At 66.5% G+C, this 12,824-nt stretch carries 10 protein-coding genes; all 10 read right to left on the bottom strand.

Annotation, left to right across the window (positions count from 1 at the left end):
• Window positions 1-37: 37 nt before the first annotated feature.
• The 10 genes from IPK85_08105 to IPK85_08060 all read right to left on the bottom strand — a co-directional run bounded on the left by IPK85_08105 (window position 38) and on the right by IPK85_08060 (window position 12,824).
• Window positions 38-1,327 (bottom strand): alpha-hydroxy-acid oxidizing protein, encoded by a 1,290-nt coding sequence (locus IPK85_08105; GenBank protein MBK8247342.1) that lies wholly within the window; start codon window positions 1,325-1,327, stop codon window positions 38-40.
• Between the two features lie 230 nt (window positions 1,328-1,557).
• Window positions 1,558-2,025 (bottom strand): DUF1569 domain-containing protein, encoded by a 468-nt coding sequence (locus tag IPK85_08100; GenBank protein ID MBK8247341.1) that lies wholly within the window; start codon window positions 2,023-2,025, stop codon window positions 1,558-1,560.
• 113 nt (window positions 2,026-2,138) lie between these two features.
• Window positions 2,139-2,594, bottom strand: a complete 456-nt coding sequence (locus IPK85_08095) for a CBS domain-containing protein (protein ID MBK8247340.1) — start codon at window positions 2,592-2,594, stop codon at window positions 2,139-2,141.
• Window positions 2,595-2,739: 145 nt separating this feature from the next.
• Window positions 2,740-4,857, bottom strand: coding sequence for an ankyrin repeat domain-containing protein (locus IPK85_08090; protein ID MBK8247339.1), 2,118 nt, complete (start codon window positions 4,855-4,857; stop codon window positions 2,740-2,742).
• 15 nt (window positions 4,858-4,872) lie between these two features.
• A complete protein-coding gene (locus IPK85_08085) occupies window positions 4,873-6,270 on the bottom strand; it encodes a DUF1552 domain-containing protein (GenBank protein ID MBK8247338.1) in 1,398 nt (465 codons plus the stop codon).
• 76 nt (window positions 6,271-6,346) lie between these two features.
• Window positions 6,347-8,770 (bottom strand): DUF1592 domain-containing protein, encoded by a 2,424-nt coding sequence (locus tag IPK85_08080; protein ID MBK8247337.1) that lies wholly within the window; start codon window positions 8,768-8,770, stop codon window positions 6,347-6,349.
• 134 nt (window positions 8,771-8,904) lie between these two features.
• On the bottom strand, window positions 8,905-9,312 hold the full coding sequence (locus IPK85_08075; GenBank protein MBK8247336.1) for a hypothetical protein: 408 nt from the start codon (window positions 9,310-9,312) through the stop codon (window positions 8,905-8,907).
• A gap of 2 nt (window positions 9,313-9,314) precedes the next feature.
• Window positions 9,315-10,424 (bottom strand): carboxylate-amine ligase, encoded by a 1,110-nt coding sequence (locus IPK85_08070; GenBank protein ID MBK8247335.1) that lies wholly within the window; start codon window positions 10,422-10,424, stop codon window positions 9,315-9,317.
• A gap of 5 nt (window positions 10,425-10,429) precedes the next feature.
• The gene (locus IPK85_08065; GenBank protein MBK8247334.1) at window positions 10,430-11,776 is read right to left on the bottom strand and encodes a hypothetical protein; all 1,347 of its coding nucleotides are present in this window, start codon (window positions 11,774-11,776) and stop codon (window positions 10,430-10,432) included.
• A gap of 115 nt (window positions 11,777-11,891) precedes the next feature.
• Window positions 11,892-12,824, bottom strand: coding sequence for a hypothetical protein (locus IPK85_08060; protein ID MBK8247333.1), 933 nt, complete (start codon window positions 12,822-12,824; stop codon window positions 11,892-11,894).

Here is a 12,824-nt window from a genome sequence, read left to right as displayed (position 1 = left end):
CACCGGCGCAGCCATGACGCGTCCACGCCGCGTTGGGTCAGGCCGGCGCGATGTGGCGGCGGGAGACCTGCGCGAGGGTCGTGGTGCCGCTCTGCTTCATGATCAACTCGAACTCCTTTCGCAGGATCGTCAACACGGCCTCCACCCCTTCCTGGCCAAACGCCCCAAGCCCCCACACATACGGCCGCCCGATCCCCACGGCCGTCGCGCCTAACGCGATTGCCTTGAACACGTCGGTCCCGCGACGAAAGCCACCATCGCAGATCAACGGAATCCGGCCACGGGCCCCCTTCACGACCTCCGGGAGCGACGTGATGGTCGCGCGCTGGGAATTCTCGGCACGGCCCCCGTGGTTCGAGACGAAGAGACCATCGACCCCATGCTTCACGGCGAGCGCGGCGTCCTCCTCGGTGACGATCCCCTTGAGCAGCACCTTCATTCGGGTGCTTTGCTTGAGCCGATCCACGAACTCCCAGGTCGGGGTCCCGACCTCGAGTTGCGGCGGGAGTGCGTCGTAGCCATTGAGCATCGGCTTGCGCCGGTTGTCCCGGTCATCGAGGCGCCCCGTGAGCCCGGGGAGCGGTGGGCCGCCCAGGTGGCACCGGGTGCACTCCCGCGTGTCCTTGCGCGACTCCCGCAGCAAGGTGAGGCGGTTGCTCCCGGCGAGCAGGTCCACGGTAAAGACGATGGCCGGTGCCCCGGCGCGCTCCGCGCGCTGCACCATCTGCTTTGTCACCGACCAGTCAGGCTGGTGGTACAGCTGGAACCAGACCGGACCGCCCCGCTCGGCGATCGCCTCCTCGATGGAGGTGGTCGCGACCGTCGACAGCACCATCAGGTGGTCCTTCGCCCGCGCCGCCCGGGCGACCGCGACCTCCCCCTGTGCGTGAAAGGCCTTCTGGCTCGCCACGGGATTGATCACGATGGGCGTCGGGTACTTCGTGCCGTAGAACGACAGGCTGGCGTCGATGCGGCTCACATCGATGAGGCGGCGGGGATTGAGCACCCAACGGTCGAAGCCGGCGCGGTTCGCGGCGATCGTTGCATCGTCGTCCGTGCCGCCCGCCAGGTATCCCCAGTGCGCGACGGGGATGGCCTTCTTCGCCACCGGCTCAAAGTCGAAGACGTCGAGCGCGTCCTGCACCCGTGTGATCGGGGGATCCTGCGACGGAAGCTGCTCCACGAGGTCCAGGGCGTCACGGTCCGCGCGGCGTCCGCCTCGGAGGAGGTCGGACACGAGGCCAGGATCTACTCCGGCCGCGGCGAAGAGGGGGCTCCCGGCCAGGAAGGCAAGGAAACGCCGTCGCGAATCACGTGGAGTCGTCATGCGCGGAAGAGAAGTCCGGCTCCGCATCGTGTCCAGAGGGCCCGCCGTGCAACCCTTGCGGCGTCCGGCTCCACTGACAGGAGTCCTCATTTGTTCGCACGTGCGTACCGCTCTCGCCATTCTCGCTCTCACCGTGCCCGCCCTGTGCGGCGCCCAGGCGGCGGCACGTTCGCGCTCGGGGAAGCGTTCGCTCCTTCCCGTCGCGCGTCGACCGGGCGCGGTGGGCCGACCTACACCCCGAACTGCCGCATGTGGTGGTCGAGGTGCTTGGAGAACATGATGTTCCACTCACTCGCCGTCAGCGGACCAAACGAGGCGGACTCCCTGCCCTCGAAATGCGCCCGCCCCTCCCCGTACATGCGTCGCATGTAGGTAACGAGGCGCTCCTTCTCCTTCGCAAAGTCGCGCGTGTCCGCGATACGGAACTGCGGCGCGGTAGGGGAGTTGCGCGGGTACGGCGCTGGCCCGACGACCTTGTCCTTGAGGAAGGTGCGCAGGAGGAAGCGCACGAGGGCGTTCGGCCGCTTGTGCTTCGTCTCGTACAACATCTCATATGAGACGTTCAGGTGCGCGAGCATGGCCGCGACCCCCATCTTCCCCCACTGCGGCTGGGAGGTTGGCGAGAGCGCATTGAGGCGCGCCATGGCGGACTCGAGGCCCGCAGGATCGAACAGGTCGGCGAGGGAAACGTTGGTCATGGGCGAGGGGCGAAACACCCGGTGTCACGGCAACGCACGTGCCGCACAGCGCGGTGTGTGTCGCGAGAAACTACGTCCCTCCCTCACCCTCCGCAGCCCCGGGGAACAGGCCGTCAGGGATGCTGGTGCGCCGATGCGCCCAGGGTATCCAGCAAGTGGTGCTTCTCGGCCTGTTCCACCAGTCGCAGGAGGTCAACCTCGGTGATGATGCCGACCAGCCGCGACCCCTCGACCACAGGGAGGCAGCCCACCTTGCGCGTCGCCATCAAGTGGGCCGCCGTGGAGACGTGGGCTCCGGCCTCGACCGTCATCGGGCCGTGGACCATCACGTCCCGGATCAGGACCGCACCGAGCTGGTGATCGCTCTCCACCGCCGGGAGATGGTCGAGCAACGAGGCCGACGCTGCGAGCAGCGTGCCACGCGTCAACAACCCGACCAGGTCACCATGTGCGTTGACCACGGGGAGGTGGCGGATCCTGCTGAACTCCATGATCGCCTTTGCGGCGAGCAAGCGTTTGTCCTCCCGGACCGACACCGGATCCGGGGTCATCACGTCGGCGACGAGCATGGCGCCTTCCTCGCTGTGTTGTCCTCAAGTATCGGCCGACACCGGCCTCGGGACTGTCAGCGGAACGACGACAACGCAACGAGCAAGGGGCATCCGGTCGCCCGAATGCCCCCTCGTACTCGCGCGGGACGACCGCCTCGACACCCTAGCAGCCGACGCAGTTGTGGTTGTTCTTCGCGCCGAGTTTCTCAAGCAACGCAATCGTCTCCGGGAAGGGACGCAGGCGCTGCACGGGGCCGTTGGCCATGTCGACGGTCGTGCGCCCGTTGCGCGAGACGGCCTTCACGTCTCCGCCCTTGCTCACGAGGTACTGGATCATCTCGTTGTCCCCGCGCGACGCCGCGTGGTGCATGGCCGTGTAGCCGTTGTTGTCGCGCATGTTCACGTCCATGCCGAGTTCCTCGACCAGGTACTTCATCGTCGGCATCCACCCCTCGGGGTAGTGCCGGTGCGCGTTGCCGGCAAAGCCGTTGCCATAGCCAACCCCTGCCGCGTTGTGAATCGCGTAGACGCCGATCCCCGGCGGCACCGCCTTCGAGGCAGAGTCCATCTCCGGGGTCATGCGCGGTGCGCCACCAAAGCCACCGCCACCGCCACCCTGCGCGAGCTGCGCCCGCACGGCGGCGAGTCGGCCCGCCGTCGACGAATCCGGTCGCGCGGCGCCGGCAGCAGCCGGCGCTCCTGGTGCGCCCGGCGGGCCCCCGGCACCACCACGCGCACCACGCGCCGCCACTTGGCGGAACGAGGGAATCGTGTGGTCCGCGCCGTACTTCTTGAGCAGCCGCATGGCCTCCACGTCCACCGCGTACGCCGCACGCCAGAACGCCGTCGTGCCGTCAAGGTACTCCAAGCCGCAGTTCCCATTGCCGCAGTTGCTGTAACCAAAGAACCAGAGGTTCTTCTTCAGCCGCACGTTGACGTCCGCCCCGGCCTTGAGCACCGCCTCCATCAGCTCGAGATGCGACGTCTTCTGCACCTGGATCGACTGGGGCTGCGGATACCGTGACCGCGGCAGGTAGGTGCTGTTGATTGCCGCATACAGCGGGGTAGTCCCGTGCACGCTGGCGATCTTCACGTCGGCCCCACGCTTCACGAGCTCCATGGCGAGGTCGAAGTGCCCGTTGAGTGCCGCGTGCAGGACCGGCGTGGTGGAGTCACTCGTGCTGACCTGGTTGATATCGGCCCCCGCATCCAGCAGCGCCAACGCGGCCGCCATGTTCCCCTGCCGCACCGCGTGATGCAGGGCGGTCATCCCGCCCATCTTGCCCACAGACCCGGTGAAGCCGGCGACCTCACCTAACGAGGTATCCACAGGCGCCTCCGGTCCGGTGGCCGTCGCCCCGGACAGGTACGCCTGACGGCCCGCCGCAATTGCCTGCTGGATCTGTGACGCCGTCAGTCCGGTGGTTGGCGGTGCATCCCGGTTGAAGATGGCGGGCATGCCCCCGGTACCCTGGGCTTGCTGGGCCTGGGTGTTGGCCGCTGGCGCGCCCGGCGGGGGAGCTGGCGGCGGCGTACCCGGTGCAGCAGCGGCCGCCGCTGGGGCCCCTGGACGTTGAGGTGCGGGGGTCCGCGCCGCGGCCGCGCGCAGCGAGTCGCGCACCTTCTCGGGCAGCGCGGCGAAGAGTTCCTCATTGCGCTTGGTGGAGGCCGCGCGCTCGCGCTTTTCCTCGTCCTGCAGGTCGACGAGCTTCGTGCGGATCGCCGCGTCGGCCTTGTACGTGACCAGGACCTTGATGGCATCCGCGCGATTCGCCGCGGCCGCAAACATCAATGGGGTTTGTTGCCATTCCCCTTCGCGTGCGTTGGGATCGGCCTTGGCATCGAGCAGCGCCTTCACCGTCTCGGGGTCTCCGGCGGCTGCCGCGAGGTGCAGGGCCGTGATGTCGTTCACGGCGATCGCCTTGGGGTCCGCCCCCGCCTTGAGCAGCACCTTCACCACCGCGGCATTTCCTTTCCTGGCCGCGACGTGCAATGGGGTGTGGTTCCCGAGGCGCGTCGTGGCCGTGAGCTTGGCCCGCGCCTTCACGAGCAGGTCCGCCATGACCGCATCGCCTCGGTCGGCCGCCCAGTGCAGCGCCGTCATCCCATCACCCATCGCCGCGTTCACGTCGGCACGACTCGCCAGCAGCTGGCGCACTCGGGTCACGTCGCCGCGACGCGCCGCGTCGGCCAGCGGCGCATTGACCTCCAGCGCGGCCGCCGACAGCACCACCCATGCGGCTGCGACTACCGACGCGCGCCCTAACAGTCGAAAGACCATTGGAGACCTCAGGCGTTATGCAGAGAGGGTGAAGGGGCACGCGCTGTCCCCGAACGTCTCGATCTCGGTGGCGCCGAACTTGTGCAGCAGGCTCAGGAAGACGTCTGCCATCGGGGTGCCGTCCGGTGCCTTGAGGTGCACGTTCCCGGGCAGCTGGCCATTCCCCTTGCCGAGCAGGATGAGCGGGCAGCGACGGTGGTTGTGCGTGTTGCCATCCGCCATCGGGGAGCCGTACACGATCGTCGTCTGGTCGAGCAGGTTGCCGTCGCCGTCCTTCGTGTTCTTGAGCTTGTCGAGGAAGTACGGAAGCAAGCTGACGTGATAACGGTTGATCAGGTTGAAGTCCATGATGGCCGCCTCGCGTCCCCCGTGGTGCGACGCCGGATGGAAGCCCTTGTTCGTCCCGGACTCGGGATACACGCGGCTGGACGCATCGCGCCCCGTCTTGAAGGCCGTCACGCGCGTCATGTCCGACTCGAAGGCCAGCACCTGGAAGTCGAACATCAACTTCATGTGTTCTTCGAACGAGTCGGGCACGCCGGCGGGCGCATCCGGCAGCTGGCGCTCCTCACCGCTGCGGTTCTGCGTCTCGATCTTCTGGATGCGGCGCTCGAGCTCACGCACGTTCTCCAGGTACTGGTCCACGCGCACGCGATCGGCGTTCCCCAGCTGACGCTTGAGGCTGGCCATCTCACCGGTGATCCAGTCGAGGATCGAGCCGTTTTCCTTCCGGCGATTCGCGCGGTCCGCATGGTTGGAGCCAGTGCCAAACAGCATGTCGAACGCCACGCGCGGGTTCCGGATCATCGGCAGCGGCTCGGTGGGCGAGGCCCAGCTGATCGAGTCGGTATAGGCGCAGGCGTAGTTGTAGTAACACCCGCCGGCCTGGTCGAGGTTCTCGATGCAGAGCTGCATCGAGGGAATCGCGGTGTCCTGACCGATACGCTGGGCTACGATCTGGTCGAACGAGGTGCCCACGTAGACGTCCGATCCCTGCGTCTGCTTGGGATGGGCCTGCGTCAGGAACACGGCGCTGGACCGGAAGTGGTCGCCGCCGATTTCCGGCGCTTCGAACGGCTCAGCCATTCGCACGTCGGTGTTGGAGACGATCGTGAGATACTCGCGCCAGGATTCCAAGGGCTTGAGCGCGTTGTCCTGGCCAAAGGTGAATCCGCGTCCGACCTCTCGTGGGGCCCAGAGGTACTTCGTGGCCCCGAGGTTCGACGAACCCGCCGCGCCGTGCACGGACTCGATGCAGACGAGTCGCGTCTTGGCCGCCGGCGCCGCTCCCGCGGATGCCGAGCCGAATCGCGCCGCGGGCCGCATGGCCTCCAGATAGGGCAGTGCGACGGTGGCGCCGAGGCCTCGGAGGAAGGTGCGGCGGGGGAGGGTCTTCCCGGAGATGAAGGACATGAGATGTACTCTGGGTGAAAACGCGTGAGCGTGGGATGCAGCCGTACGGGGTGCGGCGGTGTCGTTGGTGCCCGCCCTACTGGTCCGTCACGACCTCGGCCCGCTTCTGGCGGAATGCCCGAGAGGTGACGACGCCATGGACAAATGACGAAAAACGGTAGTTCTTCGCCGCCGCGTCGCGCACCACGGCGCGGATCGCCGGCTGGTCGTGGTCCTCGACCCGGCGGCCCAGCGCATAGGCGAACATGTTCTCGGCGAAGTTGCGCATCAGCGGCGTCGGACGCTTGACCAGCCACCGATTAAGGTCGGCAGCCGTGGCGACCGACGTGCCGTCATAGGTGTTCCCGCGCGTGTCCAGCTGCGCCCCGTTCTCACGGAACCGAAGCCGGCCGGTGACGTCGAACGCATCGAGCGCGAGCCCCAGCGGGTCCATGAACTGGTGGCAGGAGTTGCACGTCGGGTTGGTGCGATGCATCTCCATCCGCTCACGCGTCGTGAGGATCTTGCCTTCCTTCGACCCTGCGGTCTGTTCGAGATCCGGTACGTTCGGCGGCGGTGGCGGCGGCGGCGAACCGAGCAGCACCTCCATCACCCACTTGCCGCGCAACACCGGCGAGGTGCGATTCCCGAGGGACGTCTGCACCAACACGCTGCCGTGACCGAGGATGCCGCGGCGAGATTCGTCCGGGTAGGTCACGCGCCTGAAATCATTCCCCGCGACATTCGGGATCCCGTAGTGCTTCGCGAGCCGCTCGTTGGCGTAGGTCCAGTCTGCGGAGAACAGCTCCAGCACACTCCGGTCGTTCCGGATGATGTCCTCGACGAAGGACTCGGTCTCGCGCTTCATCGCGTCAGCCAGCCCCTGGTCAAAGTCAGGGAAGAAGAAGGCATCCGGGTGCACGAGATCGAGGTCAGGCAGGCGCAGCCACTGGCCGGCAAACCGGCGGGACAGCGCGGCCGCGCGCGGATCCGCCAGGAGCCGCTTGACCTCGCGCTCATACGTCAGCTTCTCCGAGAGGCGACCGGCCTTCGCGAGGCCGAGGAGCCGTTCATCCGGCATCGTGCCCCAGATGAAGAAGGACAGGCGGGATGCAAGATCGATGTCGCTGACGTTGTAGTCCTTGCCTTCGGCCACCCCGGCCGGGGTGGGCTCGATGCGGAAGACGAAGTAGGGGCTGGCGAGCATCGCCTGCAGTGCCGTCCGCATGCCGTTCTCGAAGGCGTTGTCCGGAGCGGCCGCGGCACCGCGATCAAAGAACGACAGGAGCGCCTCGCGATCGCGGGGGGTCAGCGGGCGCCGGTAGGCGCGCTCGCCCAACCGATTGATGATCTGCGTGGCGCAGGGACGTTGCGTGGCCCGCGACGTCGGCTTGCAGCTGAAGATGCGGCGTCGGCTCTCGGTCTCGGAGATGCCCGTGACATTCCGCGGACCATTGACCTGCACTTCCATGATCGCGGGCGGTTCGGTCGAACCAGCCGCCGCGCTGCCGCCCGACGCGCGCGACCAGTCGTGCGGCTTGATGAGGTCCTCGTACGGCCCCATCGCCCGGTTGACGAACGCCACCGACACCTTGCGTTGTCCGGCCTTGACCTTGATCGGTTCGCTGCGGAGGTAGTCCGCGCCGAGTGGGGCGTCCGCCGACGAGGCATTGCGGGCGATGCCACGCTCGTACATGAGGAGGGCGACCTGCTCCCCGTCGATCGAGATGTCCACATCCTCAAGCTTGGTCCCGATTCCACCTGCCACATTGATGCGGAACTCGTATTCGGCGTCTGCCGGGAAGTTGTGCGTGACGACGAGCCCGCCCCTGGTGCCGTACGGGGTCCCCTCGACATGGTCCCAGGGGTGCTGGGAGGCAAACGGCGAGGTCTTGTAGGTGGCCTGCGCAAAGACCGGGTTACGATCCCCCACCGCGATGCGCGAGACCGCCGAGGCCGCATTGAGGTAGGCCTCGAGCAGGGTGGGCGAGAGCAGCTGCGCTGCGGAGATGTTGTCGAAATTCGCGCTCTTGGTATCCAGCGGCAGGTAGTCCCCCGCGTTGACCTCCAGGCCGAGGAGGTCACGGATCACCGCCTCGTACTCGGCGCGGTTCAGGCGCTGGAACACGCGCGAACCCGGATTGATCGGGCCTGCGTTGTCGATGGTCTGCTCGAGCGCGTCCGCCAGCATGACAAGGGTGTCACCGCGCGGGCGACGCGACCCCGGCGGCGGCATCATGTCCGTGCGCAACTTGCGAATGATCCGCTCGGCGCGCTCCGGGTCGCCCGCCGCCGCCTCGACGTTGAAGTCGGCCAGCGAGATGTTCCCGCGCTTCTGGGTGGCGCTGTGACAGGTCGTCGCGCAATACCGTCGCACGACCGGGGTCAACTCCGCGGCGTTGATCCGCTTCGCATGGGGCGCCGGCGGAAGGAGCGGCTTCTTCGGGGCGGGCGGCGGGCCACCGGTGGCGGTGAGTCCCACGCCCATCACGACCCCAGCAGCGGCAAGCAGAAGCTTCATGCAGCAGATCTCTCCCCCGCCCTCTCAGGCGGGCAGCGTTCGTGCGGATCGTCCCCGGCCCTACAATAGAGGGCGCGGACCCGAAATACGCAACGCGAGGGGCGGCCGTTGGCCAGCCGCCGGGCCGGCCCCCCTCAGTTGATGAACGGGGAGAGGATGCGGAAGACCAGCAAAAAACCGACGACGGCCGCAGTAGTTGAAAACAGGCCGAGGGACCGGGATCGAACCCAGCCGGAGAAGCCGATCGTCGCGATGAACAGGGCAACCCCAAGGATGAAGAGCTGCGACAGCAACCGATGAGACGGCTTGAAGGTGGTTACCATTGCGGGGCCGGAATCCGGGGATACGGCAGCCGCTGAGGCCGCCAGGGACCAGCCGAGGCCAGTAACCGTGAAAATGGTCGCAGACAGGGTAGCAGTCCGTATGGTCCAGTCGCTCGCGCGCCCTGAAACGCCCCCGGAGAGCATGACGCCCAGAAAGGCCAGGGAAAAGCCGCCGAAGACGGCCGACGTCGAGGCGAGGATGTTGTAGTAGTCCGACATGCCTACAGGACTCCCATCTCCGTCTCTCGAATGAGCATGTCGACCACGGCCTTGGTATCCCCACCCGCCGCGTGGTACGCCTTGATCTGGCGGTCGGCGCTGGACCCCTCGCTCAGGATCGTGAAGGCGTACTCGACCTCCTTTCGCGTCCCGAGTTCATCCAGCACGTCGTCCAGGAACCACTCGATGAGCTCGCGGATGAGGGATGCGGCCGGCAGCTCGACTTGCTTTCCAAAATCAATGAGCTTGCCGTCGAGCCCGTAGCGCACCGCCCGCCACTTGTTCTCGTCGATCAGCTCGGAGCTGTAGACGCGGAACGTGGTGTTGTCCCGCCGCATCTTCCACAGCTTGTAGACGAGCGCCTGGAGGATCGCCGCAATGCAGACCGCCTCGTCGACGCGCGTGCACACGTCGCAGATCCGGAATTCGAGGGTCGGGAAGGTGTGATGGGGGCGCACGTCCCACCAGATCTTGGATCCGTTGGGGATGCAACCGGTAGAGACGAGCGTTTCGAGGTAGTGCTCGTAGTCGATCCACGACGGGATGAACCGCGGCACCCCCGTGCGCGGAAAGGCGCGAAAGACCGCGCTGCGATACGACTTGAGCCCGGTGAGTCGTCCGATCCAGAACGGTGAGCTGGTGGACAAGCACAGGATGTGCGGCAGGAAGTACCGCGACACGTTGCAGGCGTCGATCAGGAAGTCCTTGTCCTCGATCCCGATGTGCACGTGCGTGCCGAAGATGAGCAGCTGTTGCGCGAGCTGCTGCATCGCCTCCTTGGTGCCGACGTACCGGTCGAGCTGCGTAATCTCCTGGTCGGCCCAGTGGGAGAACGGGTGCGTCCCCGCCGCCGCGATCTTGAGCCCCTTGCGCCCGGCCAGCTCCATCACGCCGCGGCGCAGCTCAATGAGCTGGGCCTTGACCTCCTGTGGCGTCCGACAGACCGTGGTGCCCACCTCGACGATGCTCTGGTGCAGTTCCGGCTTGACCTGGCCCAGGATGAGGTGATCGGCCTCCAGGATCTGCGTGATGTACGAGGTGAGGGCCCGTGTCTCCGGGTCGATGATCTGGTACTCCTCTTCGACCCCAATGGTGAGCGACGGCTTCTTCATCGGGTTCAGCTCCTGGGATGGACCACAAAGGTGGGAACCGTGCTGCCGCCACCCGCGGTGACATTGAGCAGCTTGGCGGTGGAGAGGCGCGTCAGCAGCCCATCCATCGTCGCACCGTTGGTGACGAACGGCGCCGTGTCGTAATTGCGATCATAGGTCTCCACGCGGCCATCCACCCAGCTGGGATAAGGCTCGCTCGGGATCTCGACGCGCTCCTGCACGATGAACGGCGCCGCGAGGGCCTCCGTCACCGCGGCTTCCCACGCGGTGGCATCTACCGTCCAGCCGAGGGTGATCCCCTTGCCGCCGTAGTCATCATTGGGCTTGAGCACGAGCCGCTCACGCTCGGCGAGCATGAACGGCACGAGGTCCACGGACCGGCCGCGATGGGTCGTGTGGCGCTCCGCGACGACCCGCGTCCACGGGATCATCTGGTGAATCGCCGTGAGGTCGGCGTCGTCGAACATCGCCGCGTTGGCCTCGTCGCTCAGCACGGCGAGCGACGCCTTCTTGTGCAGGACCTTGCAGTGGAACCCATCGACCAGGCACACGGCCCCATCGCGGACAGCGCGCACCACGTCATGATCGATCCCGCAGGTCGTCACGAGCTCATCGATCAATACGCGCTTGTAGATGAGGTCGATCGGCTTTCCCTGGCTCCACAGCTTGCCGTCGCGGTACTCGCAGCGGCGTGGGTCGTCGATCACTGCCTCGAGGCCCAGGGTGGCGAAGTGCTGCTGGTAAAGCTCGAACTCGGTCCGGGTTGGCACGTCGTCCCAGTCGAGGATCCCGATCCGCGGCGCTTGGCGTCCGCCCTCGAACTCGCGCCAGGCCTGCAACACGGCCCCAACCACGCCTTGCCGAGCAGGCATCGGGAACACGGCAAACGCCTTCGCGAACTCCCGGAGCACCCGCGTATCCAGAAAGGTCTCGGCGAGCGCATCACAATACGCCGCCCCGGCAGGGGTTTCCGCGTTGTTTTCAGTGAGTGCCAGGCCACCAGTCGACGGTTGGTCGAAGAAGTCGAGGCGCGACGTGGGGCTGGGATGCCGATATCGCAGGGGCGTGGCGAACAGCTGCTCTTCCCAGTCCAGGAGCCCAAACTGGGCACGGAAGGTGGCGTCCTGCTGGGCACGGACGAAGGCCTTCGTGCACGGCCGCAGGATGGCGGCCACACGGCGTTGCATCTCGTCGAGCTGCGACAGGGTCATCAAGCGGGGACGCAGGACCGTGCACAGGGCGCGCCCTCCGAACACGAGCCCACGCCGGGTGAGCTCCGACTCGATGTGCGCGTGCGTGTCCTCAGCGACGTCGGGACCCAGCAAGTCGTGCCAACGGTCGACTAACGACATATACAGCGCAGCACGAGGAGCACGCGAGGCCATGGCCGCACGCGTTCACGGCGGCCCCTCACGGCCGGCGGCGCTTCTTCCCGACGTGGGCTCGGTCCACTTGGTTGTCTCATGGTCATCGGCTGGCGGTGAAGAGGGCGCTCCACTTGGCTTCCACGGCCGTGCGCCGTGGCTGCTTGGCCAGCTTGATCGCCATGTCGGCCATGTGCGTCACCGCCCATTCGAAGTACGCCGGCGTCAGCGAGTAAATGTCCATGTCCGGGGCGCAATTCATGAAGTCGATCGCGTAGGGCACGCCATCCTTGATGCAGAACTCGAGGGAGTTCATGTCGTACCCGAGGGCGCCGCACAACGTACGGCAGTCGCGCACCACGCGATCGCGCAGCGCGGGCGTGAGGTAGTCGTCGTCCACGATATACTTGCGCGCTTTGGGATCGTACTGCATCACCAGCACATCCTCCTGGCCCAAACAGAGGCAGCGGACGAACTGGTCCCACTGCACCATCTCCTGCACGATCATCGTCAAGCGACCCGACTCGTCGTAGTTCCGGATCAGCTCCTCGAGGGTGTGGCAGACATACACCTCCTTCCAGCCCCCCCCGTGGGCATCCTTGAGGATGCACGGCAGGCCGACCTCATTGGCGATCCCCTGCCAGTCGAGCGGAAAGCGCAGGTTCCGCAATGACTCGCCGGGGACGATCCCCTCGACATAGTCCTTGTTGGGCAGGAGGATCGTCTTCGGCGAGACCACGCCAAGTCGTGCGGCCAGCGCGGCGCCGAAGAACTTGTCGTCGGCCGTCCACATGAACGGATTGTTGACGACCGTGCGCCCCTCGAGGACCGCCTTCTTGAGGTAGGAGCGGTACATCGGGACCTCGTGCGAGATGCGATCGATCAGCACGTCGTACGGGACGGGCCCGTCGTGTGCGTCGCCTCCCATTACGGCAAACTCGGCAACCACACCTGCATTCCGTTTGTTGACTTCCTCGATGAATGCCGGGGGCCAGCTCCATTCGCGCCCGACGACGAGACCAATTCGCTTGACCAT

The sequence above is a fragment of the Gemmatimonadota bacterium genome, assembly GCA_016712265.1.
GTDB lineage: Bacteria > Gemmatimonadota > Gemmatimonadetes > Gemmatimonadales > Gemmatimonadaceae > RBC101.
The sequence above is the reverse complement of the archived record's forward strand: the minus strand, read 5'-3'. Positions and strand labels throughout refer to the sequence as shown.

Bases quoted from the DNA above. Each gene is read 5' to 3' on its own strand.
- IPK85_08105 (MBK8247342.1), bottom strand. From the start codon at position 1,327: ATGACGACTCCACGTGATTCGCGACGGCGTTTCCTTGCCTTCCTGGCC.
- IPK85_08100 (MBK8247341.1), bottom strand. From the start codon at position 2,025: ATGACCAACGTTTCCCTCGCCGACCTGTTCGATCCTGCGGGCCTCGAG.
- IPK85_08095 (MBK8247340.1), bottom strand. From the start codon at position 2,594: ATGCTCGTCGCCGACGTGATGACCCCGGATCCGGTGTCGGTCCGGGAG.
- IPK85_08090 (MBK8247339.1), bottom strand. From the start codon at position 4,857: ATGGTCTTTCGACTGTTAGGGCGCGCGTCGGTAGTCGCAGCCGCATGG.
- IPK85_08085 (MBK8247338.1), bottom strand. From the start codon at position 6,270: ATGTCCTTCATCTCCGGGAAGACCCTCCCCCGCCGCACCTTCCTCCGA.
- IPK85_08080 (MBK8247337.1), bottom strand. From the start codon at position 8,770: ATGAAGCTTCTGCTTGCCGCTGCTGGGGTCGTGATGGGCGTGGGACTC.
- IPK85_08075 (MBK8247336.1), bottom strand. From the start codon at position 9,312: ATGTCGGACTACTACAACATCCTCGCCTCGACGTCGGCCGTCTTCGGC.
- IPK85_08070 (MBK8247335.1), bottom strand. From the start codon at position 10,424: ATGAAGAAGCCGTCGCTCACCATTGGGGTCGAAGAGGAGTACCAGATC.
- IPK85_08065 (MBK8247334.1), bottom strand. From the start codon at position 11,776: ATGTCGTTAGTCGACCGTTGGCACGACTTGCTGGGTCCCGACGTCGCT.
- IPK85_08060 (MBK8247333.1), bottom strand. From the start codon at position 12,824: ATGGTCAAGCGAATTGGTCTCGTCGTCGGGCGCGAATGGAGCTGGCCC.